Origin of the sequence: uncultured Dokdonia sp., from assembly GCF_947492535.1 — a bacterium.
Taxonomy (GTDB): Bacteria; Bacteroidota; Bacteroidia; order Flavobacteriales; family Flavobacteriaceae; genus Dokdonia.
The window spans coordinates 65,896-89,629 of record NZ_CANLNH010000005.1; the positions used below are offsets into that span (position 1 = coordinate 65,896).

The following is a 23,734-nucleotide window of genomic DNA, read 5'->3' on the forward strand; positions in this document are numbered from 1 at the left end:
GACGAAAATTATATCTTTTTAGACAGCCTCTTTTTTATTTATGATTCAAAAGGTTTCTCTGTATTTCGTAAATAAACTTGATCTTCTGAGTTTATAGGAATGGCACTTTCTATTTTTTCTTTTGTAGGAATCAGTGTAAATAAAATAAGTAAAGCGAGTACTGCAATGAGTAGAAAGAGTAGGTTCTTAGAACCCGAGTATGTAACAGCTGCAAAAAGACCAATTCCTTCAACAGGAGCAATACGAATAATATGTGCTGTCTGATATATCCCTAGTTTTTGCTGTAATGATTGATCTTTATTGACTTTACTAAGGATAGTTTTAGAAATGAAATTGCCTATAAAGACAGCTCCAATAAGTAAAGCTGGAATCAAAAATTCAAAAGGTTGTTGTGTAAATGATAGTGTTCCCATTTCTTTTGATGTAGTAATTATAAAAACAGAAAAAATAAGAAGGCCACTCATCATAGCTAGATGAATTATAGATAATGTTCTTAAAAATGCTTTGAAGTTTGTAGCTGGCTGTTGTTGCATTACTGATTATTTAAAACGTTTTTCTCCATCATTGATTTCTACCCAATATCCATCTGGATCTTGAATATATATCTGTTCTATAGTATCAGGTCGTATAGAAACCGCTCCTTTTTTTCCTGGCCAGTCGTAATAGGGAATTTCTAAGGTATTTAAATGATTAATAAATACAGATAGATTTGCTGTCGTTAATGCAATATGGACTCCTTTAGGAATTTGCAATTGGAGTTTCTCTACACTGATAATATGTAACTCTTGTTGCTCACCTAATCGAAACCATTTAATATGGTCGAGTTGTGTCCCGTTATAAATTTCTTTGAGTCCAAATACAGACTGGTAAAAATCAACGCTACGTTGTAAATCAGTAACATTAATAGCATAATGATCAATAGAAAATTTCATATCGCTATTTTTTTCTTGCCCATAAGATGTAGCTGTACAGCTTATGAGCAAGATGAAAAGATATATTTTATTCATTTATTTTTTGATAAATTTTTGAACAGTATCTCCTATAGAAACAAAGTATACGCCGGCGGTAAGATTTGATATATCTATAGATTGTATTCCTGTTGCTTGTATGTTTTGTGTACGTACTTTTTGTCCTAATATATCGTATACGTAAATAGTATTTACTTGTATATTAGGAGTGGTCGTAAAACTTATTTGTGTTGTTGCTGGGTTAGGGAATAAACCAGATACTCCAGAAGCGTCTGTTACATCCTCAAGTCCTAATACACCTTCACCTTCTCTAACGGTGATTGTGATATTACCGTTTATATTTTCAGCAGTGTCTACAGTTCCTGATGGCCAAGTCACAGTAATTGTTTCTATCTCATCTGCAGTCCCTAATCCAAAATGAGTGATTAGTGAGTTTTGAGTACCGTAGCTTTCACCTGCACGTACTTCACGTACTTGCGACCCCCATAGTCCTTCTATTTCTACACGAGCGCCAATACCATTACTATTACTCTCAACACCTTCTAATGCTATTTTGATCCAGTTATTATCATTTCCATCATTCATAAATACTTGATCTGCTACACCAGATGGGTTATTAAATCCATTTGCATATCCAGCAATCAAATCAACAAAACCGTCATTATTCAAATCTCCTACGGCAGCACTTTGTATTTGATCGTTAGCATTTGGAAATGGGTTTGAAACAGCAGTAAATGTTAAATCTCCATCATTTAATAATAATTGATGTGTGCCATCTGTAGTTGTTAAGACAACATCAATAAATGTATCATTATTAAAATCTTCCATGGCTACTTGAATCCCAAAACCTAATGCATCCATTGCTGGTGCAACGCCAGATGTTGTCGTGATATCTGTAAATGTACCATCACCATTATTCTCATAAATCTGACTTCTTGTGTAGTGATTTACCATCACCACATCAAAATCACCATCATTATCAATATCTTCAAAATTGGTGGCCCATGTTTGTGCCATGGGACGTAAACCTGCTGTTTCAGCTACTTCTGTAAAGTTATTTGATCCATCATTTTGATATAATACATTTAAACGACGCGGATCTGTTGGATCTCCTTGTGCTTGTATTCTACATTTAGATATAAAGAGATCTAAATCTCCATCATTATCATAATCTGTCCAGATAGAACCGTAGTTTCCTGAATTATCAGATTCACCGGCACTCACTGCATTAATCATATCTAGGTTGTATGTGAAATTTCCATTTCCATCATTTTCATAAGGAGAAGAAATACCATCATCATGACATGCAAAATAATCAATAGCTCCATCGTTATTGATGTCTACAAAATTGGTGTTTTGTACAAAGATATTTGGACCTCCAAGTGTGGATAAAGAAAAATCGGTACCATCATCATTTGCGGTAAGTAGTCTTAATCCGTCATAAGCACCGCCAACAATAATGTCATTGAATCCGTTTTCATCTACATCGGCAATAGAAATTCCCCAAGGACTCGCAACATTCCCAACTTGTACCCTTTGATAGGTCCCGTCAGCTTGTTGGTATTCTATTTGAAGATTAATTCCATCATCAATTCTGATAATATCATCAAGTCTATCATTATTCAAATCTGTAACGGCCATAGCAACGCCACTAGATAAGGTTGTGTTTTCAAGAATACTAGTAGATTCTGTAAAAGTTATTTGCGCTTTCGCGAAAGCGGACACCAAAATAATTGCTGCCAGCGAACATAATTTTCTTTTCATAGTATAGGATTTAATAGATAGTTTATTTGATTGTTAATTTCCATTGATTGGTGGTGGTCCTGAAGGAACGATGGCTTCATATACAGCATCTCCTTTACGTTCTTTATATTCGTCTTTTACATTTTGTAATAATGTAGGGTCTTCAAAGAGATCAAGCATGGTCATTCCCATCGCTTTACTAGCGTATGCCATTCCTTTATGTCCAATAGACATACCGCCACAAGCAACGACTGCCCATGAGTGCCACGGAGTGTCTTTAGGAGCTGTGGTTACGCCTAAATTAATATTAGGCACATTCCAACTTACATCACCTACATCCGTACTTCCGCCACCGGGATGTTCTTTAGTCGCTTCGAGTGGATTGATGTCACTATCCATTCCAACTTGAGGCTTTCCAGTGACTTCTTGTATCTTTTTTCCGAAAGCTTCTTCCTCTGGTGTATATGTAATAGGTCCTAATAATTCTAAGTTCTTTTGCATGGCTTCTCCACCAGATCTATTGACAAGTACTTCATAAATACCAGAAATAAGGGATACTTTATAATCTACATTGGCCATAATCGCTGCACCTTCTGCCATTTTTTGAACACGTTCATATACAGGCATCATCCCTTCACGTTTAGTGTCACGTACACGCATCCATAAACGAGCATAATCAGGTACGACATTGACTACCTGACCTCCATCTTGAATGTGATAGTGCATACGAACGGTAGGCTTTACATGTTCTCTATAGTAATTAATTCCAGTAGTATATAATTCTAAGGCATCAGAAGCACTACGACCATTCCAAGGATCGGCACTGGCGTGTGCTGCCTGTCCATAAAATTCTATTTTAAAATCTACAAGCGCAAGTGAACTTTGCACATCTGCTTTTGTAGATGCAGATGGGTGCCAAGAAACATTAGCATCTACACCGTCCCAAACTCCTTCGCGAACCATCCATATCTTTCCAAAGAATTTTTCTTCCGATGGGGTTCCCATAAATTTTACAGTTCCTTTGATTTTTCCTGCTTCGATTAATTCTTTAATCGCAATGGCAGCACCAAGACTTCCCGCACCAAAAAGATTATGTCCGCAACCGTGACCTGCCGCACCGTCATTCAGTGCTTCTTTAGTAGGTTGTGCTTTTTGAGAAATCCCAGGTAAGGCATCAAATTCTCCGAGTACACTAATCACCGGACTCCCAGAACCATAAGTAGCCACAAAAGCGGTTGGCATACCAGCCACACCTCTTTCTACATTGAATCCTTGTTTCTCGGCATAATCAGCTAATATTTTACTGGATTGTGTCTCTTCAAAAGCAGTTTCGGCGAGTGCCCAGATATTATTTGATATTTCAATAAGTGCTTGCTCGTGTTTCTCAACAGAAGCAATAATAGCTTTTTTGTTTTTAGATAGTTTCTGTGCAGAGACTCCAAAAGAGATAAAGAGTGCACAAATTACAATGTAAATGTGTTTCATAAGAAGCTTGAGTTAATAGTGGCTTCTAAGATAAGGAAAAGCTAGGAGTAATTAGGTATTGCTTTATCATAGCAATACAGGAATGATATTGATTTTTAATAATATGTCAAAGTATAATTTCTCATTCCTTCTTCAGGTGGATCTAAAAGAAATGATTTCTATTGTAGTGATCATCTGATTATCAAAATTATAAATATATTTAGTAGTCATCTATTCTTTATAAAACCTAAATTTTTAAACCAATTCATAATAGAACGATGTGTATAGTCAATGTGATGTTCTGTTAGAAAGTTTTTGAGCTGGGTTAAATCATCTTGACTTAATTCAATGATTTCTTCAAATAGCGGTGTCGCTTTTATAGTATACTGCTTTCTATCTCCTCCTGTAATCTTTATGGTATTAATATCTGATACTGAAAATTCAGAACGAATATCATTTTTAATGACTATAATCTTTTCATTTTCAAAAGAGATATGTCCTATTCTAGTAAAAAGTGCGCCATTTAATAGTATAAGAATGAAAGATAAGATAATGATGATGGATGCAACTGTTTCTAACGTTTTACTTTCAAAAGGTAGATTAATGTCAAAAATTTTTAAAACCTGTAGAATAAAAGCTGCCCCAAGAATAATGAGGTAATATGGGGAAAACCATTTATTGTTGGTTATATAACTTGTTTGTATGATGTCAAATGTCATTAATATTCTAAATTTTGATTTGATGATGAGCTCAATATTCTAATGCCTTACTTCAGAGATACTATTAAAAACTAACTCTTTTGAGTTGTCTCTTTTTAATTTCAAATAGTATAGAATTTAATAAGATCAAAAGAGTTCCTACAACGACAGAAACATCTGCCATATTAAAAATGCCCGTGTGCAAACCTCCAACTTCTACATACATAAAATCTGTCACAGAGTTATATAAAATTCTATCATATATATTGCCTATGCCTCCTCCAATGATGAATGAGAAAGCGATGAAATTAGACCTAGATGTTTTTTCTTTTATGATATATAGAAAGAGTAGAAGTAGTACTAATAAGGGTAAGACTTGCAAGAATACAATTTTCAATCCAGGATTTAAATTTTCACCTAAGCTCATTGCTGCTCCCGTATTTTCTACATTAGTGAGAATGAAATTATCATCAATAACCTTGATCGTTTCATTTTTAGAAATTTCTTCTCTTACTTTTTCTTTCGTTAGTTGATCACAACTTATATTAGATACGATTACGACTAGAGCAAAGAATATTTTAATCAGTCTATTTGTTTTCATGATGCTTTCAATAGTTTTAGTTCGCAATTTCTTTTAATAATGTTGCTGTTTCGGGCTCAATAGTTCCATTATAATTTAAAGCAGAGGCTTTTTTATCTGTGAGCATTTGGTAAAATATACAAGCATTTAAAAAAGCTCCGTATTTATTAGGGTGACTATTATCTTCGTAAAGCTCGATTTTAGGATACTTTGTTAGGATTTCAACATATTTGGTTCCATTATCCGATTTGATGAGGTTATTTTTTTGAGCCACTAACTCATAAGAATTATTAATTATTTGTAATTCTTGTTCTAAGCTCTGAAGAATAGGTGAACAGCATGTATCCTTTTCTATAGAAGTATCAATTAATCTAGATGGATAGCAATACCGTTCAGGATATTCGTGTATCGATGGCCAAGTATTGAAAAGTATAAACTTACATTTTGGATTAGCAACCAATTCTTTAATTTTAGAAATGGCTGGATTTACTTTTAATTCACGATTTTCTGGAATTAAAACACTAACAGCTCCAGTTTGTAAAATCACGACATCCCATTTTCTTTCAGCAATTTTAATTTCTGTTTCTGTTTTTTCTCCCTCTTCTTTGAGTCTAGTACGAATTCCGTTTTCTGTTCTTGAGGTTATGATATTTGATAAATGCCCTGACAATGATTGACTCGGAAAGGTAATTTGCTCAATATGAATATTTGGATTTGTTTCATTGAGCATTTCCTGAACCGTTTGAGGCATTTCATGAAAGTATGTCAAACTATTTCCAATAAATAAGACATATGTTTCATCTGCTGTTTCTTTACTTTTAGATAGACAACCTGTAATGACCAGTAGAGTTAATAATAACAAGATGTTTTTCATCATTTAGATATAACATGGATATTAATTACCTCTAAAGTACAATCTTTATAAGTTTTAAAAGAATAATATCACCCCACAGCTTCTTTATACACCTTTAAACAACGCTCGCGAGCCATTTTATGATCTACCATCATAGGTGGGTAGGTGAGTTCTTGTAGTTCAGGAACCCACATGTTGATATACTCTTTTTGCTTGTCAAACTTATCAATCTGAGTGATAGGGTTAAAGATTCTAAAATACGGAGCTGCATCTACCCCAGAACCAGCAGCCCATTGCCAGTTGCCTACATTGGCACTCATATCATAATCTAATAACTTCTCAGCAAAATACGCTTCGCCCCATCGCCAATCAATAAGCAGATGTTTACATAAGAAACTCGCTACGAGCATACGTACGCGATTATGCATAAAGCCTGTGGTATTCAATTCTCGCATGCCTGCATCTACAAAGGCATACCCTGTAGTACCAGTACACCATTTTTTAAATTCTTCTTCATTATTACGCCATTCGATACGATCGTATTTTGGTTTAAAAGCCTTGTCTTTCGTAAGCGGAAAATGCCAAAGAATTTGCATAAAGAATTCTCGCCATATGAGTTCGCTCCAGAAGACCTCATTTTCTTGTGCAATCGCCTTTTTGACCATTTGACGTACACTTACAGTGCCAAAACGTAGGTGCGGTCCTAGTCTGGAAGTTCCGTTTTCTATAGCAGGAAAATTACGTGTGGCTTCATAATTTTCGATAAGTGCTTCTGTCACTGTATAGGAAGGTACTTTGATAGTTGCCTCTTCAAATCCCATATCTTTTAGTGTCAGATTAGGTACGTCTTTATCCTGTATGAGATTTCCTAAATGTGGAGTAGGATTGTATTCTTTTAGATCTATTTCGGGGTTAAAGCGTTCTTTCCATTTATTTTTATAAGGTGTGTATACGACATATGGTAACCCATCATTTTTTACGATTTCCTCTTTTTCAAAAATAACTTGATCTTTATATGTTTTAAAAGGTATACGCTTTCGCGAAAGCAAACTCTTTATCTCTTCGTCTCTTTCCAACGCATAGGGTTCGTAATCATGATTTGTATAAACATCTTGTACCTCATAGGTTGTAGATAGTTTTTCAAATACAGCTTCAGGTGAGTCATAATAGAATGCTATTGCGCTTTGATGTTGTTCTTGAAGTTGTTGACGAAGCTGTTGGAGTGTTTCAAAAATAAATGTCACTCTAGGGTCGTCTTTAGGAAGCTTATCTAAAATGGTTTTATCAAAAATAAAGATAGGAAGTACGGGGAAATCAGATTGTAAGGCATGATATAAACCTACATTGTCATCCAATCGTAAATCGCGTCGAAACCAGAAGATGGTTACTTTTTTCATTAGGTTTTTCTTATTTCATTTCCGCACTTCGACTTTGCTCAGTATAAACTCCAACGGAAATCTTATTTAGTGTTTTTTTATGCATTCAGCGTATGCTTTATCGCTTCGCTCTCCCTTTGGTCGTGAATCTCGCAAGCTCGATTTCGCACTTCTACTTTACACTTCGACGAGCTCAGTGTGACATTCAAAATATACTTTTGCTTACCTGCCTCAATAGTTGCAGTATGATATTTCGCACTTCGGCTTTGCTCAGTATAAACTTCTGCGTCACAATGTTCCTTGAAAGCGTACCAAGCATCATTAATTTACATTTAGCGTACTCATTCCACCATCAACGCCTAGTACTTGCCCAGTAATCCAACTACTCTCATCACTTAGTAAAAAGGAAGCAACATTGGCAATATCTTCAGTAGTTCCTACACGTTTCATAGGGTGCCTGGCATCCATCATCTCTTTTTTCTTATCATTACTTAAAAGACGTTTCGCCAGTGGTGTGTCTGTAAGTGAAGGTGCTATGACATTGACACGTAGTTTTGGAGCACATTCAGCCGCCAGCGCTTTTGCAAATCCTTCTATAGCTCCTTTTGCAGCAGCAACACTTGTATGATACGGCATTCCTACTTTTACTGCTACCGTACTAAAAAAGACAAGACTGGCTTGTTCAGAATTTTGAAGGTGATTCATTATTTGATGCACCGTTTTAACCATACTTAAAAAGTTAAGTTCCATATCACTTCTAAATACTTCGGTAGAAAGCATTTTGAAAGGTTTTAGGTTAATTGTACCAGGACAATATACAAATCCGTCTATGTGATCTGGTAATGCGCTTAGGTCTAATTCGTCGTTTTCTGCATCATATGGGATATAGTTGACATCTAGGTTTCCTAGGTTTTCATTAGTTCTGGATGCAACGTATACAGTATGTTGGGTATGTAGTTTTTGAGCAATTTCAAAACCAATTCCGTGGCTACCGCCTATAAGAAGTATATTTTTTGACATGTCTTTTTCTATTTAAATGATGAGGTAGGAGCTTTAAATTCTCCATAGAGTTCTATTAATTTCTTTTTTCTGTATTCAAAGATTTCGTTGAGTTTTGGCTTTACCAAAATAGGATGTACAAGCTGTCCTAAAATACCCATAGGCACTTTATAATCTACAATATCTTCCATCTCTACACCGCCAGGAATTTCTTTTATAAAATGCTTGTGATGCCATAAAGCATATGGGCCAAAGCGTTGTTCATCTACAAAATAGGAGCGATCTTGTACATGTGTGATTTCTGTCACCCATTTGGTTTTAATGCCTAATACGGGCGTTACAATATATTGAATAATCTGGCCAGGATACATAGGTCTATCAGCTCCTGATAGGATTTCAAATCCCATATAATCGGGCGTAATGGTCTTTAAGTTTTTAGGATCAGAAAGTAAACTCCATGCTTCATCAATAGTGATAGGGAGGTTTTGCTTTGCATGTAATGTATATATTTTCATAGTCTATCTGATAATAGACTATAAATGTATTGCTATTTTGTTTAATAATAAAACGTATTTGGTTAAACAAAGTTTAAAATTCATTTAAATTATAAATTCAATGCTATTTTTTTACCCCCTTCTTTGATGGATTGGTAGATAGCTTCTACAATTTTAAGATCTCTTAATCCCATACTTCCAGGGACTTTATTAGGAAGTCCTTGTGTGATATGTAATGCAAAGTCATCCATTTGTAAAGCTTGTTGTCTTTTATGCGGAAATGTGATTTCATTTCCTTTTGAAGTACGCCCGTGTAATGGGCCATAGGTATAGGCAACATCGAGTTCAAACCATCCTTTATCACAAGAGGCATATAGGCGATCTGCTCTAGCATTGTGGGACGTAAATATAGAACCTACAGCACCGCTTGGGAATTCAAATTGTGCTGTAATCGTCTCATCGGTATCTTTAAAATAGTCGGGTTTTGTACTAAATTCTTGTGCGGTTACTGAGATAGGATTTTCTCCTGTTCCATAAAGTGCTCCTTGGATAGCATACACGCCCATATTCATTAGAGCACCACCTCCAGATAAGGCTCTATTTAATCGCCATTGGTCTGGATCTGGATTTCCATACGAGGGATATCCTGCTTCTGTAGTAATAAAATTAATCTTGCCAAACTCTTTTTCTTTGACTATGCGTTGTATTTCTTGCGTATGTGGTTCTGAATGTAATCGATAGCCAACACTTAGTTTTACGTCTGCTTTTGCACAAGCATCAATAATCGCTTGACATTCTGCAACACTAACTGCCATGGGTTTTTCGCAGATCACATGTTTACCCGCTTTGGCAGCTCGGATACAAAAATCGGCATGCATGGCATTGGGTAATACTACATATACAATGTCAATACTATCATTGTTTATGATGGTATCAAAGTTGTCATAGTTGTATATATTCTCTTTAGGGATGTTATATTTTTCAGCCCAGATCTTTTCCTTTGCAGGTGTACCTGTTACGATACCTGCAAGATGACAATGTTTGGTTTCTAATAAGGAAGGAGCTAATTCATAAGTACTATAGGTTCCTAGACCAACTAAGGCAATACCTAAACTTTTTTTGTTTTCTGAGGACTCGAAAGCACATGCTAGTGGAATGTTACTTAGTAAAGCAACACCTCCTACTGCTTTTGATAATTTTGAGTTAAATGTTCTTCTATTCATATCGTATCCTTTTAAAAACCTTTAGAAAGTTAGGTAATTCTTTTGTAAAAGATAGGTCGGTATGATTAGAGATACATAACGGTAATGAATTATAAGAAAACTATTTTAACAATCATCATCACAGCATTGCTCATCTTTTACAAGTTTACAACTTACAACAGCGAGGAACGCTCCTATAAATGGCGCTGTCACGTATAACCACATAGGCTCCCATTTTCCAGAAAAGATAGCAGGTCCAATAGAACGTGCAGGATTCATAGAGGCATTAGTCATAGGTCCAGCAAACATAGCTTCAAGTAATACAATACCACCAATAGCAATTCCTGCAATAACGCCTATTTCTTTAGATCCTGTAGATACATTTATGATAACGAGCATTAAGAAGAACGTGAGTAAAATTTCCAATACAAATGCTTTGTAATGATCAAAAGAGGGAACTGTACTCCCTAAAAATTCACTTTCAGGAAATAAAAACCAAAGCATCGCTCCTGCGAGTGTCGCTCCTAGAATTTGTGCAATAATATACTTTGGTACTTCGCGCCAAGAGAATTTTTTCGCGTAAGCAAAAGCTACCGTAACAGCAGGGTTAAAATGAGCTCCAGAAATATCTCCAAAAGCATAAATCATTCCCATGACGATGAGTCCCCAAGTAATTGCAATACCTGGATGTGTTACCGCTCCATTTGTAATTTCATTAATGGTCATGGCTCCACAACCACAAAAAACCATTGAAAATGTTCCTATTGTTTCGGCGATATATCGCTTCATGTATGTTTCATTTTTCACAAAGATACGCCTTGTGATATTAAGATTTTGTTAACGTTTGATAGGTGAGGGAAGTAGTATTTTTGTGAATGCATTAACAATACGAAAATGTTTAGTCTTTTTTAGAACAGAAAACGTATAAACCATATAACTCTTTTTAAAACTAAAATTATTATGAAAAAATTACTCCTTATTGCAGCAATGGCTCTATTTACAGTAGGATCATATGCTCAAATTGATACACCAGCACCTAGCCCGTTTGCAAAGATGGAACAAGTTGTAGGGTTAACAGAAGTTAGCTTAGAGTACTCAAGACCAGCAATGCGTGGAAGAACTATTTTTGGAAACCTTGTTCCTTATGGTAAAATCTGGAGAACTGGAGCAAACCAAAGAACGAAGATCACATTTTCTACTGATTTTACAGTAGGAGGTAAAGAACTAAAAGCTGGAACGTATGCCATCTTTACAAAGCCACAAGCTACTGAATGGGAAGTTTATTTTTATACAGAATATCAAGGAGGTGGAGCGCCAAGAGAATGGGATGATTCAAAAGTGGCTGCAATGGTAAACGTACCTGTACAAAAAATGCCTATGGATATTGAGTCATTTACAATCACTTTTGATGATCTTAAAAGTGACGGAGCAAACTTAGGGATCCTATGGGAAAACTCATATGTGGGAGTACCTTTTGGAGTACCAACTGATAAGACCGTATCTGCTCAAATAGAAAAAGTAATGGCAGGTCCTGGTGCTGGAGATTATTACGCAGCTGCAGTATACATGGCTGAAAATGGAAAAGATATTAATAAGGCAAAAGAGTACATGGATAAAGCAATGTCTATGATTGAAACTCCACGTTTCTGGCAATTACGTCAGCAATCACTTATTCTTGCAAAAACAGGAGATAAGAAAGGTGCAATCAAAGCAGCTAAAGCATCACTTGTAGATGCTAAAGCTTCTAATAATGCAGATTATATAAAGTTAAACACAGACTCACTAAAAGAGTGGGGTGGACTATAAGACCTTATAATTCATATAAAATAAAGGAAACGCCTTCAAAATTTTTGAAGGCGTTTTTTGTTTTTACATCTTGTCTTTTTGAATTTCTTTTAAGATCGTAATGATTTGCTCTCCGTTTTTAGTGCCCACAAAAAACTCAGTATTTCTATTCTTTGTTTTAATTAATAATGCAGCACCAGGTCTTGTGTTAAAAAAAGTACCCTTACTATTGATACGATATCCCACACCAGCATACCATGGAAGACGTACAATCTCTGCTGTAGAGAGGTCAAGATCTTGTATGGGTATTTTTCTTTGTAACCATCCTATTCCAAATTTGACACTAGCTACTTCTAAGTCTATTATAATCTTCATGTTATAAAAGGCAAGTATCGGAAGTATATTGATAACAATTAAAGGAAGGGCAAAGAGCCATGAGGTGATTGGTTTACTTCCCCATTGGAAATAGGTAGCTAATAGTATAAAAATAGTTATAAATACAAATAGGCCTACAAACCAATACATTGATTGTGTTTCTGTATATCGTATTTGCTTACTCATATACTAAACCAATTTCTTTACGGATAGTATCTAGCAGTGTAATTAACTGTATGCTTTTTTCAAAAGTCATTATCGTACTTTCTTTTCTCCCTTGTGCGAGCATTTCTTGGCAGTGTAAAATCTCATAATGATAGCCGTGTACGCTGTCAGGGAAATTAATAGTTTCTGTACTACCATTTTTAGTTATGGTAATAGAAATCCCTGCAGGGTCATGGAAACGACTATTGATCACTAGGGTCCCTTTTTCTAATTCGATATGGCAGGTAGTGGCTGTTTTTGTATCGATTGCTGAAAATAAGTGTGCTTTTACTTGATTAGCGTAGGTGAATTCTATCTCACAATTTAAGTCTATCTCGTTAGTATCTAATGTGGCTTTGGCTTCAATTTTTTCAGGAATTCCTGTTAATGTCATAGCAGCAAATACGGGGTATATACCTACATCTAATAAGCTTCCGCCTCCTAAGCTTTTGTTGTATAATCGATGCGTTGGATCTTTAGGTACATCAATGCCAAAATCTGCTTTTATACTTTTAATAGCTCCTAATTCGCCTGCGTGTACCGTTTGTAAAGTAAATTGATAGTGGGGTAAAAAATACGTCCATAAGGCCTCCATTAAGAAGGTTTGTTTCGCTTTCGCGAAAGCGATCATAGCTTCAACCTCTTTGTGATTCATGGCAAAAGGTTTCTCACACAGCACTGCTTTTCCATGGTCTAAACAAAGCATGGTAACTTCTTTGTGAAAGACATGAGGTGTAGCGATATATACAATAGCCACTTCAGGGTCTTTAACGAGCTCTTCATATGATGCATACGCTTTATGAGCGTTATGTTGTTGCTTGAAATTTTCTGCTTTTTCTAGATGACGACTCCCTACAGCATAGAGTGTTGCTCCTTCGGTTGCTAGCAGATCTTCTGCAAATTTATGAGCGATATGGCCACATCCTAAAATAGCCCAGTTGGTGTTATGCATTTTTCTTTTTTATACGAGTTATGTGTATCACAAGTAATACGATATAAATGTATAGAAAAAAAGCAAGCTATGACAGCTTGCTTTTAACACGATTATGTATTTGGATTTAAAACATTAGTTATGTGTTTTACTTAATTTGCTCCAGTTTTTGTCTGCAACACTTTTTAATTTTTTGTGATTGTTTTCTGCTAACCATAATTGTTTTGCATCTAACTCTACATTATTTAGGAATAAATAGTATTTACCATCTTTTACAATAAATTTGTTTGGATCTACTCTGAATTTTGCTCCTGCATATGTTCCAAAAGCACAATACCCTCCGTATTGTGGTACATAGTTAGCTGGACTTTTGTCGAAAGCTGCTTTTTGATCAGCAGACGTAAAGTAGTATACTACTTTTTCATACTCAGATTTATACGCTTTATTCCCTTTTTGTGCTAGACCTAAATCTAAGTAAGATACAGGGCTATATCCTTGAAGTGCGATATTACTATTATCTACGTTGTTTGCCATTTTGTCTTGTGCAAATACGGATGTAGCTACAAATAATGCTACGATGGCTAGGGTGGATTTAATTAATTTCATTTTTCTTTTTTTTATTATTTATGTTACTGTTATTTATGCTTAAGCTGCGTTAAAGTATTCTTCTTGAATTACTTGTCCTTGTTCATTCCATACTCTGCGAATGATTTCGTGCCAGTATATTTTACTTCCGTCTTTCATATCAAAATCGAATGTAAATTCTGATGCTGAGACATTTCCATCAACAATAGAGTAGTGGTGAGTGATTCCATTTACAGCAGCAATGGCTCCTGCAAATCCTTCCATTTTAGTAATCATTTCTGCTTTTCCATTTGTGCCTCCATTTCCATAATCAGAAGTGGTTGCATTGTCTGCAAAAAATTCTTTTACTGCGTCTACAATAGCTCCTTGACCTACTATAGCGTCCATTTTAGTTACTTGGTCTTTAATGTTCATCTTTATTTTTGTTTGTGTGTTATTTACTAATTACACTGCAAAGATGAAGTAAAAGGGGAGGGAGGATGCTACAAAAAAAGGACTAAGAATTGTACTTTGCTATTTTGAAATCTGTAGGTGTACTTCCAGAATAATGTTTAAAGAAACTTGAGAAGTGATTTGGTTCTTCAAAACCTAATTGAGCCGAAATGGAAACGATAGATTGACCTTCTAGTAACATTAACTTAGCAGTATTAATAAGCTCTAGACGGATTAATTGCCCTAAAGAAGCGTTCATTTTTAATTGAACTTTTTTTGACAATGTTTTGATAGAAAGGTTCATTTTATCAGCATAAAAGTCTAAGTTCCTTTCTTGTGTATGGTATTCTTGAAGGAGTTCTAAAATATCTTGTGTAAACTGATCTCTTTGTTTAAAATCAAAGTTTTCTCTAAACTGACGAGGTGTAACACCTGTCGCATTTTTAAATACACGATTAAAATAAGCATCGTCTTTAAAACCAAGATCATAAGAGATTTCTTGGATATTTTTTTCTGTAAAGGCGATTTCTTTTTTACTCTCTTTTAATCTTTTTGCACCTAATAAATGTTTGACAGATAGTCCCACTTTATCTTTAATTAATGTTTGTGCATTATAACCTCTATCATTAATCAAGCTTACTAAGTCTGCACTAGAAAGATGGTGTGCATATTCTTGATCTATGATTTCTTTGGTGTCAAAAATAATTTGATATTCTTCCTTATTAGCCTTGAATGGATTTTGCCAATACCATTGTTTCGAAGAAACATCTATAATCGTAGCAGAGTCTTCTGTCAGTGTAGATTTTGAAAGAAATGCTTGACATTCTTCACATTCCATCAGATCGATATATCCTAGAGATATGAGATGTTTGAAAAGTACTCTTACGTCGTCATTGTAAAATTTTGATTTATCAGCAAACTCTATTTTTCGTACTGTAAAGTCATTAGATAAAAACTTGATGTACTGCCCTTTTTCTAGGAAAATAGCTTTTTCTTGCCAATCATAATAATTTTCAAAATCAACCTGTATGCTTCCTTTTCCAGAAAGCACATGAATAAGTGTATGCTTTTCTATAAAGTATACTTTATTGATTTCTGGAGAAAACTTTTCTACGTTCAATGGTTTGTTGATTACGATAAAATAGAATGCAATATACTATTTTGATACGATCTGTCGTAAAACCCTCTATGAGTTTTCAATAGATGGTGTACTTGTCGTAGATCTGAATATTGTTTCTATAATAATTGCAATTCCCATCACTAAAATACAACCAAATAAATTTAACCATAAATAAGGCATCCAATCTCCAAAATATCCTATAAGTACGATTACTTGAGTAATTAGTGCCGCAATAAATACGGCATTACTACGTACATATTTTACAAAAAATGCAAGAAGGAAAATCCCTAGAATATTTCCATAAAAAATGGATCCTATGATGTTTACTAATTGAATTAAGTTTTCAAAAAGACTTGCGGTGCAGGCAACAATAATGGCAAGTATTCCCCAACCAAGCGTAAATAGTTTTGTGGCATTTACATAATGTTGCTCATCTTTTTCTTCACGTACATTCCGCTTGTATAAATCTATAGAGGTCGTGGCTCCTAGTGCATTTAATTCAGAGGCAGTAGAAGACATAGCTGCAGATAAAATCACGGCGAGTAATAGGCCTATTAAGCCTTTAGGGAGATTATTTAAAATGAAATGGATAAAGACATAATCTTTATCATTACTTTCTACATCACTACTTGCCTTTTTTATAAGTTCTTTAGCTTCTGCTCGTAATTTCTTATCTACTCCTTCAAATTTAGCGATATAAGACAATTGCTCTCCATGTTCCTGATAAACATCATTTGCAGGATCTTTTGCAAAATTATAGGCAGCTCCTTTTTGATACCGTTGATTATTTTCTAATCGCTTTTCTATCGCTTTATATTCGTCTGCATATTCAGAAGCGTACACAGCTTCTGTGGCTGTAGGATTAAAATTGAGTGGCGTAGCATTAAATTGATAAAATACAAACACCATCACTCCTACCAGAAGAATGAAAAATTGCATTGGTATTTTTAGTAAGCCATTAAAAACAAGACCCATACGCATTTCTCTGATGTTTTTTCCAGATAAATAACGTTGTACTTGACTTTGATCAGTTCCAAAATAAGAAAGCATTAAAAATGTACCTCCTATAAGACCACTCCAAACCGTATATCTATTATTAAAATCAAAAGAAAAATCAAGTAACTCCATTCGATCTCCAGCTCCTGCAATACTTAATGCATCAGAAAAAGAAACCTCTTCGGGTAAGTAATCTAAGATTAAAAAGAAAGCAATAAACATCCCGATAAAGATGACAGCCATTTGTTGTTTTTGAGTAACGCTTACCGCTTTAGTTCCTCCAGAAACAGTATACGCAATAACGATTACTCCAATAACAATGTTTAAGGTAGTAAGATCCCACCCTAATACAGCTGATAAGATAATAGCAGGTGCATAAATGGTAATTCCAGCCGCAAGACTACGTTGTATTAAAAATAGGATAGCCGCAAGAGATCTGGTTTTTAAGTCAAACCTACTTTCTAAATATTCGTAGGCAGTAAAGACTTTAAGTTTATGATATAGTGGAATAAATACCAGACATATAATCACCATGGCAATAGGAAGTCCAAAATAAAACTGAACAAATCCCATTCCACTATAAAACCCTTGGCCCGTTGTAGATAAGAATGTAATAGCACTGGCTTGTGTCGCCATCACAGATAGACCTACCGTCCACCATTTTGAAGTGTTTCCTCCGCGTATGTAATCTTCTACATTTTTGCTTCCTTGTGTTTTGTATACTCCATAAAGAACAATAAATACCAGTGTTGCCCCGAGAACAATCCAATCAATAATTTCCATACTAAGCGTATTGTTTCATTAAAAAGAAAAATAAAATAAAATACACCAGATTAGCTATAAGAACTACAGTGTAGGATTTTTTCCAAACGTATTTAGGTTCTTTACTCATAAGGTTATCCTTTTACTTTTTTAGGTTTTTCTTTTCCTATAGAGAGCATATTTGAAAAAAGACGATACGCTCCAGAAACTCCTGCAGGAAGTTCTCTAAAAAAGCTTAGCCCTGTATAAATATAATGCCCTTCTCCATAAGGAGCAACGAGTAAACTACCTTCTTTAGCATTTTCACCTTTATCTTGCATAGATAATATTGGTGTGTATTCATCAGACCATTCATTAGGAAAATAGAGGCCACGCTCTTGTGTCCAACCTTCAAAATCTTTTTGAGTGATTTTATTAGGGAAGTTCATAAGCGGATGGTCTTTAGCAAGTACCTTTACATCACTATATTCATCTGTTACGCGGTCACGAGAAAGTTTCATAGGATACGGGGCCCCTATTTTTGTATTTCCCCATCGACCACTTGTATTGTATTGCGCAATCAACGTTCCGCCTTCTTTTACATACTCTAAAAGGGTAGGTTGTTTACTTTGTAGTTCTTCTACCACATTATAAGCACGTATTCCTACAACAACTGCATCAAATTGTGCTAAGCGTTCTTTTGTGATTTCTTCAGGTTTGATAATAGCCACCTGATATCCTATTTGTTCTAGGTTTTGAGGGACAGCATCTCCTGCTCCTTGAATGTACCCTATATAATCTCCTCTACGTTCTATATCGAGTCGTACTACTTTTGCTTGCGCAGGAAGAAATAACGATTGCAACGGAATATGACTATAATCAATCTTAACCAATTCCTTATCATAGGTAGTGTTTCCTATAGTCACTTTGGGAATGATGATGCCTTCATTTTGATTTGAAGGTGGCGTTACTGTAAAATTAATAATTTGTTGCTCCCCTTTAGTTGCTATAGTTACAGGAACACTTTTTGGAGATACATTCCAACCAGTAGGAATATCAAGTTGCACTGTTCCAGAAAGCGCATCTTTATGCGCAGTTACTGTCACTGGAATTTGTTTTGCATCTGCATTGGCAAAAATGAGGACTTTATCTTTTATACCGGCTGATACTTCAGGAACGATCTCAAATGGCTCATACACTTCTCCTTTTACACGATCATTATATTTATAGACAATGGGTTTGTCAAAGATAAAACCAACGCCATCAATACTAATTTCAAAAGAAGCGACATGTGTTCTTGGTGTTTCGGGTTTTCCGATGAGTCTGCGGTCATCCACACGATACATTCCTAATGTACCTGGGTTTTCTAACCAATAGGCATTGGTAGAGGTTAATCCTTTAGTAACCGTAAACTTATCTTCTCCTCGATATCTATCGTTGTTAGCGAGTTTTTTAGATTTAAGTTCTTTATCTGCAATAGGTAAACTTGTTTTAGTAGGAACTCTGATGCTGCTTAATGTCATATCGACATCACTTCTATTAATTGCTTCAAGTCTTAATGTTACCTCTTCTCCTAAGGTTGCTGTTTGCGTATTGGCAACTGCTTCTATATATAAGCCAGAACAAGCTGCAATTAATTCTTGGAGTTCTTTACTTTTTATGGTTTTCCAGTGTTGATCTTCTAATTTTTGAAGTTCTGCATAGGCTTGTACTAATTCAGGAACACTTTTTTCTGGATGGGCATGATCAAAATTAGCTTCAACAGACGCTAATAAAGAAGCTACCTTTTCACTTCCTTTTACACGTCCCCATGAAGTATCGATCCCTTGGAAAACATCATTATTTGTTGGCATTTCACCACGTAACAATTCAAAGTAGGTGTCACTGCTTCCGCGGGTACCTGTATTTCCAAACCCTTGCGATTTATGCTGACTACGACTTAGTGAAGAGATTTCGGTGTTAGAAAGTCCGTAACCAGGATAATAGGTGCCTACATCTACTTTTACGAGATTGGATTTGTCCGCTTTCGCGAAAGCGTCCCTGCTCCCATAAAACCACCAGCTGGTATTGAAAAATTGGCGTTGCGGCTGCCATACTTCTGTATACTTTAATTGATCTGAATATTTAGTAGGATCGTTTACAAGGTCGAAAGCCTCAACACTTAACATTGCACTTGAGGTATGATGACCATGTGTAGACCCTGGCGATCTATGATCAAAACGATTAATGATCACATCGGGTTTGAAGGTACGCATTGCCCAAACTACATCGCTCAAGACCTCATCTTTATTCCAAATAGCAAGGGTCTCGTCGGGATGTTTTGAATAGCCAAAATCATTAGCTCTTGTAAATCGTTGTTCTCCGCCATCGGTGGCACGCGCAGCAAGGAGTTCTTGAGTACGAATCACACCTAGAAGTTCGCGTAACTCAGGCCCTATAATATTTTGACCTCCATCACCTCTAGTAAGTGATAAATAGGCGGTACGTGCTTTTACCGTATTTGCAAAATAGGAAATAGCAGTGGTGTTTTCGTCATCGGGATGTGCCGCTACATATAAAACAGAGCCTAAGAAGTTGAGTTTCTTAATGTCTTCATAAATGGCTGAAGCACCTGGTTTCTTAGGTTTAATTGTAATTCCTTGAGCGTTTGTTTTCGCGTAAAGCGAACAAAAAAGGAGTGCAAATACAAAAGTGATAGTACGCATTATGTGTGGTGTATTGAGTCTTTTCAAATATAACCAAAATGACTGCGAGCAGAAATCCTTTACGTTTTCTTTAACAAAAAGGAAGATTTGAATCTTAATCACCATTAGAGATGCCATTTTTAAAGAATAGATTACGTGTTATTTATGAAGGGTTTGAATTATTTAAATGTATAAGTTATTTATAAGCTGAAACTTTAAAATCATCGATTAAATGCTATTTTTGGTCGATTAAATGGTATTTTTTGTATTTTGCTTTTTCAAATTAAAGTTATTGAACAGTAGATATTATATTTTTTTGTTTTTTTTATGCACACACTTTCAGGTGTATGCACAAGTGTCAGAACAACAAGAGGTTGAGCAAGACTCTATAACGGAAGAGGTTATGAGAGCCTTTAATTTATTTGAAAAGAGTCAGTATGGTGAGGCTGTTGAGTTGTACACGAAAATCTTGCAGTACGCTCAAGAAACTGGAGATAAAATTTTAGAAGGTAGGTGTTATTCTGGCTTGGGTAATTGTAATTATTATATAAATAAGGACTCGTTAAGTTTTTATTATTTATTTAAGGCTAAAGATGTTTTTGAACAAGAGAAAGATACTTTTAATCTTGTTTTGGCTTATAATGATATTGGAGTTAATTACAAAGATTTTGATAGTATCGATAAATCAAATGTTTTTTTTGATAAAACAATACGACTTGCCAAAGCTGGAGGTTACCTAAGTGATCAAATTTATCCATTATCTAATAAAGCAGATAATGAAATTCATTATAATGATGTTTTTGATGGAATTAGACATTCTCATGAAGTATTAGCTATCATAGATAGTGTAGGTGGATATTATCCTACATATAGTGTTGTAGGGAAAACGTATCAGCAATTAGCGTATGGTTATTTTAAGATAGGGGATAAAGAAAATCATCTTTTGTATTTTAATAAAAGTGTAGATTTTGCAACAAAAAATAATTATTTAGGCGCATTATTGGACGTATATCAAGAAAATGCTCTTTTATATGCAGAATATGGGGAGGTTGATAAAACATATGATCTAGTAAAAAAGACTTTAATCTTAAAAGACTCACTTTATAAAATTAAAGAGTTTGAAAAGGCCAAACAAATAGAGGCTACTAATTTTCTAAAAGAGAATAAAGAAAAATTGCTTTTAGTCGAAAAAGAAAAAGAGTATCAGGAAGCTATCATTAAACGAACGAATACATATAATACAGTAGTTACTCTTTTTGTTTTTGGACTTTTATTGAGTTTGTATTTTTTATTTAAGAAAAATAAAGAACTCAATGTGTCTAAAGAAAAAGCTGAGCAATTATCAAAAGTTAAGAGCCATTTTTATTCAGAAATTAGTCATGAACTTCGAACACCTTTATATGCTGTAATAGAACTTTCAAAATTACTGTTAAATGAAAATGTAAATAGTAAACATAAAGAATACCTAGAATCTCTTAATTTTTCAGGAAATCACTTATTGTCATTAATCAATAATGTTCTTGAAATTAACAAAGTAGAGTCAGGTACGATGAAATTGGAACTGTTAGAATTTAAACTTAAAAATTTAATAGATAATATTATTGAGAGTCTTGAGTTTGCGCTTCGGAATAGTCATAATAAAATTCAAGTGTCTTATGATGAAAATATTCCAATATCACTATTGGGTGATTCTTTAAAATTATCACAAGTTTTCATTAATTTAATTTCTAATGCAATCAAGTTTACCAAAAATGGGACGATCAGTATAGCAGCAAAGCTTATTGAAAATTCTGACGATACTGTTAAAATATTTTTTGAGATAAAAGATAATGGAATCGGAATTTCTAAAGAAAAACAAGTTAAAATTTTTGAAGAATTTTATCAAGAGTATTCTGAAAAAGAAAATTCCTATAAAGGATCAGGTTTAGGGCTTTCTATTGTTAAAAGGATATTAACTACTATGGGTAGTAAAATTTCCATTGAGAGTGAATTAAATAATGGTTCGACTTTTAGTTTTGAGTTAGTGTTCTCGAAAAATAAAGCGTCTATATCTAAGAAACAAACGAATGAAGCACTTGTTAAGAACTTAGTAGATAAGCATATTCTTATAGTGGATGACAATAAAATTAATCAGTTAGTCACTAAGAAAATTCTTGATCAAATGGGTATAAAATCTACAGTAGTAGATTCTGGTTATAAGGCAATAGATCTAGTTAGAAATGAGTGTTTTGATTGTGTTTTAATGGACTTACATATGCCAGGTTTAAACGGATATGAAGCAACAACTCTTATTAGAGAATTTGATAAAGAGATCGCTATTGTAGCACTAACGGCTGCATCATCAGAAGAGGTAGAGAAGAAAATTAATAGTTATAAAATGGATGGATATATTATGAAACCATTTATTACATCAGAGTTTATTGAAACTATACATGCTTCAATTATAAATAAGTCTATCTAATCCAAGTTCCGTACGTAAACCAGCATCTGCGTTATGGAGTATGTGAACGCAAAGTTTTCATTTTTTTGTTTTGGAAAAAGAAACAAAAATCATGGGTGTGTATTACGGAAAGTTTTGATTTTTTGTATTGAAAAAATTACAAAAAGCTTAAAACAACCACCCCTTATATTAGATCAAAAATCAGCAATCAACAATCGTTAATCTCCAATCTATATTATTCCAATCCGAGTTCCGTACGTAAACCAGCATCTGCGTTATGGAGTATGTGAACGCAAAGTTTTCATTTTTTGTATTGAAAAAATTACAAAAAGCTCAAAACAACCACCCCTTATATTAGATCAAAAATCAGCAATCGTTAATCTCAAATCTATATTATTCCAATCCGAGTTCCGTACGTAAACCAGCATCTGCATTATGAAGTATGTGAACGCAAAGTTTTGATTTTTTTGTTTTGGAAAAAGAAACAAAAATCATGGGTGTGTATTACGGAAAGTTTTCATTTTTTTGTTTTGGAAAAAGAAACAAAAAACCTGAAAACAACCACCCCTTATATTAGATCAAAAATCAGCAATCAACAATCGTTAATCTCCAATCTATATTATTCCAATCCAAGTTCCGTACGTAAACCAGCATCTGCATTATGAAGTATGTGAACGCAAAGTTTTGATTTTTTGAATTGAAAAAATTACAAAAAGCTCAAAACAACCACCCCGCTATTAGATCAAAAATCAGCAATCAACAATCGTTAATCTCCAATCTATATTATTCCAATCCAAGTTCCGTACGTAAACCAGCATCTGCATTATGAAGTATGTGAACGCAAAGTTTTGATTTTTTGTATTGAAAAAATTACAAAAAGCTCAAAACAACCACCCCTTATATTAGATCAAAAATCAGCAATCAACAATCAGCAATCAGCAATCGTTAATCTCCAATCTATATTATTCCAATCCGAGTTCCGTACGTAAACCAGCATCTGCGTTATGGAGTATGTGAACGCAAAGTTTTCATTTTTTGTATTGAAAAAATTACAAAAAGCTCAA

Annotated in this window: 21 protein-coding genes; 2 read left to right on the forward strand and 19 right to left on the reverse strand. The window is 34.5% G+C overall.

Annotated elements, in window-relative coordinates; translation table 11 throughout:
* Nucleotides 1–38: 38 nt before the first annotated feature.
* The 12 genes from Q1A60_RS08195 to Q1A60_RS08250 all read right to left on the reverse strand — a co-directional run bounded on the left by Q1A60_RS08195 (nucleotide 39) and on the right by Q1A60_RS08250 (nucleotide 11,166).
* Nucleotides 39–533 carry a hypothetical protein gene (locus Q1A60_RS08195; RefSeq protein ID WP_299768048.1) on the reverse strand — a complete coding sequence of 165 codons (495 nt, stop codon included), beginning with the start codon at nucleotides 531–533 and terminating at the stop codon, nucleotides 39–41.
* A 6-nt stretch (nucleotides 534–539) separates the two neighbouring features.
* The gene (locus tag Q1A60_RS08200) at nucleotides 540–932 is read right to left on the reverse strand and encodes a VOC family protein (RefSeq protein WP_299768046.1); all 393 of its coding nucleotides are present in this window, start codon (nucleotides 930–932) and stop codon (nucleotides 540–542) included.
* A 75-nt stretch (nucleotides 933–1,007) separates the two neighbouring features.
* Nucleotides 1,008–2,732: an FG-GAP-like repeat-containing protein gene (locus tag Q1A60_RS08205; RefSeq protein WP_299768043.1), complete on the reverse strand. Its 1,725-nt coding sequence runs from the start codon at nucleotides 2,730–2,732 to the stop codon at nucleotides 1,008–1,010.
* A gap of 33 nt (nucleotides 2,733–2,765) precedes the next feature.
* Nucleotides 2,766–4,196 carry an amidohydrolase gene (locus tag Q1A60_RS08210; protein ID WP_299768040.1) on the reverse strand — a complete coding sequence of 477 codons (1,431 nt, stop codon included), beginning with the start codon at nucleotides 4,194–4,196 and terminating at the stop codon, nucleotides 2,766–2,768.
* Between the two features lie 206 nt (nucleotides 4,197–4,402).
* Nucleotides 4,403–4,894 carry a hypothetical protein gene (locus Q1A60_RS08215; RefSeq protein WP_299768037.1) on the reverse strand — a complete coding sequence of 164 codons (492 nt, stop codon included), beginning with the start codon at nucleotides 4,892–4,894 and terminating at the stop codon, nucleotides 4,403–4,405.
* A gap of 64 nt (nucleotides 4,895–4,958) precedes the next feature.
* Nucleotides 4,959–5,474: a signal peptidase II gene (gene lspA, locus Q1A60_RS08220; RefSeq protein ID WP_299768034.1), complete on the reverse strand. Its 516-nt coding sequence runs from the start codon at nucleotides 5,472–5,474 to the stop codon at nucleotides 4,959–4,961.
* A gap of 16 nt (nucleotides 5,475–5,490) precedes the next feature.
* Nucleotides 5,491–6,330, reverse strand: a complete 840-nt coding sequence (locus Q1A60_RS08225; protein WP_300007533.1) for a DUF4886 domain-containing protein — start codon at nucleotides 6,328–6,330, stop codon at nucleotides 5,491–5,493.
* A gap of 65 nt (nucleotides 6,331–6,395) precedes the next feature.
* Entirely contained in the window at nucleotides 6,396–7,703 is a 1,308-nt protein-coding gene (locus tag Q1A60_RS08230; RefSeq protein WP_299768028.1) for a deoxyribodipyrimidine photo-lyase, read from the reverse strand.
* Between the two features lie 300 nt (nucleotides 7,704–8,003).
* Nucleotides 8,004–8,702 (reverse strand): SDR family oxidoreductase, encoded by a 699-nt coding sequence (locus Q1A60_RS08235; RefSeq protein WP_299768025.1) that lies wholly within the window; start codon nucleotides 8,700–8,702, stop codon nucleotides 8,004–8,006.
* A gap of 8 nt (nucleotides 8,703–8,710) precedes the next feature.
* Nucleotides 8,711–9,196 carry an SRPBCC family protein gene (locus Q1A60_RS08240; RefSeq protein ID WP_299768023.1) on the reverse strand — a complete coding sequence of 162 codons (486 nt, stop codon included), beginning with the start codon at nucleotides 9,194–9,196 and terminating at the stop codon, nucleotides 8,711–8,713.
* 89 nt (nucleotides 9,197–9,285) lie between these two features.
* The gene (locus Q1A60_RS08245) at nucleotides 9,286–10,398 is read right to left on the reverse strand and encodes a Gfo/Idh/MocA family oxidoreductase (RefSeq protein WP_299768020.1); all 1,113 of its coding nucleotides are present in this window, start codon (nucleotides 10,396–10,398) and stop codon (nucleotides 9,286–9,288) included.
* Between the two features lie 105 nt (nucleotides 10,399–10,503).
* Nucleotides 10,504–11,166, reverse strand: coding sequence for an MIP family channel protein (locus Q1A60_RS08250; protein ID WP_299768017.1), 663 nt, complete (start codon nucleotides 11,164–11,166; stop codon nucleotides 10,504–10,506).
* Nucleotides 11,167–11,337: 171 nt separating this feature from the next.
* Here Q1A60_RS08250 and Q1A60_RS08255 point away from each other — a divergent pair, with 171 nt between their 5' ends.
* Complete coding sequence (locus tag Q1A60_RS08255; protein ID WP_299768014.1) at nucleotides 11,338–12,183, forward strand: DUF2911 domain-containing protein; 846 nt, start codon at nucleotides 11,338–11,340, stop codon at nucleotides 12,181–12,183.
* 63 nt (nucleotides 12,184–12,246) lie between these two features.
* On the opposite strand, the gene Q1A60_RS08260 is transcribed toward Q1A60_RS08255, so the two are convergent.
* The 7 genes from Q1A60_RS08260 to Q1A60_RS08290 form a co-directional block, all read right to left on the reverse strand.
* The gene (locus tag Q1A60_RS08260) at nucleotides 12,247–12,723 is read right to left on the reverse strand and encodes a hypothetical protein (protein ID WP_299768011.1); all 477 of its coding nucleotides are present in this window, start codon (nucleotides 12,721–12,723) and stop codon (nucleotides 12,247–12,249) included.
* Nucleotides 12,716–13,693 (reverse strand): Gfo/Idh/MocA family oxidoreductase, encoded by a 978-nt coding sequence (locus Q1A60_RS08265; RefSeq protein WP_299768008.1) that lies wholly within the window; start codon nucleotides 13,691–13,693, stop codon nucleotides 12,716–12,718. The genes Q1A60_RS08260 and Q1A60_RS08265 overlap by 8 nt, the downstream gene beginning before the upstream one ends.
* A gap of 114 nt (nucleotides 13,694–13,807) precedes the next feature.
* Nucleotides 13,808–14,278, reverse strand: a complete 471-nt coding sequence (locus Q1A60_RS08270; protein WP_299768005.1) for a YHS domain-containing (seleno)protein — start codon at nucleotides 14,276–14,278, stop codon at nucleotides 13,808–13,810.
* A 39-nt stretch (nucleotides 14,279–14,317) separates the two neighbouring features.
* Nucleotides 14,318–14,671 (reverse strand): hypothetical protein, encoded by a 354-nt coding sequence (locus tag Q1A60_RS08275; protein ID WP_299768002.1) that lies wholly within the window; start codon nucleotides 14,669–14,671, stop codon nucleotides 14,318–14,320.
* A gap of 82 nt (nucleotides 14,672–14,753) precedes the next feature.
* Entirely contained in the window at nucleotides 14,754–15,809 is a 1,056-nt protein-coding gene (locus tag Q1A60_RS08280; protein WP_299768000.1) for an AraC family transcriptional regulator, read from the reverse strand.
* 66 nt (nucleotides 15,810–15,875) lie between these two features.
* Nucleotides 15,876–17,588: a sodium:solute symporter gene (locus Q1A60_RS08285; protein ID WP_299767997.1), complete on the reverse strand. Its 1,713-nt coding sequence runs from the start codon at nucleotides 17,586–17,588 to the stop codon at nucleotides 15,876–15,878.
* 113 nt (nucleotides 17,589–17,701) lie between these two features.
* Nucleotides 17,702–20,251: a PIG-L family deacetylase gene (locus tag Q1A60_RS08290; protein ID WP_299767994.1), complete on the reverse strand. Its 2,550-nt coding sequence runs from the start codon at nucleotides 20,249–20,251 to the stop codon at nucleotides 17,702–17,704.
* 334 nt (nucleotides 20,252–20,585) lie between these two features.
* Here Q1A60_RS08290 and Q1A60_RS08295 point away from each other — a divergent pair, with 334 nt between their 5' ends.
* Nucleotides 20,586–22,691: an ATP-binding protein gene (locus Q1A60_RS08295; protein ID WP_299767991.1), complete on the forward strand. Its 2,106-nt coding sequence runs from the start codon at nucleotides 20,586–20,588 to the stop codon at nucleotides 22,689–22,691.
* The last annotated feature ends 1,043 nt before the right edge of the window (nucleotides 22,692–23,734 follow it).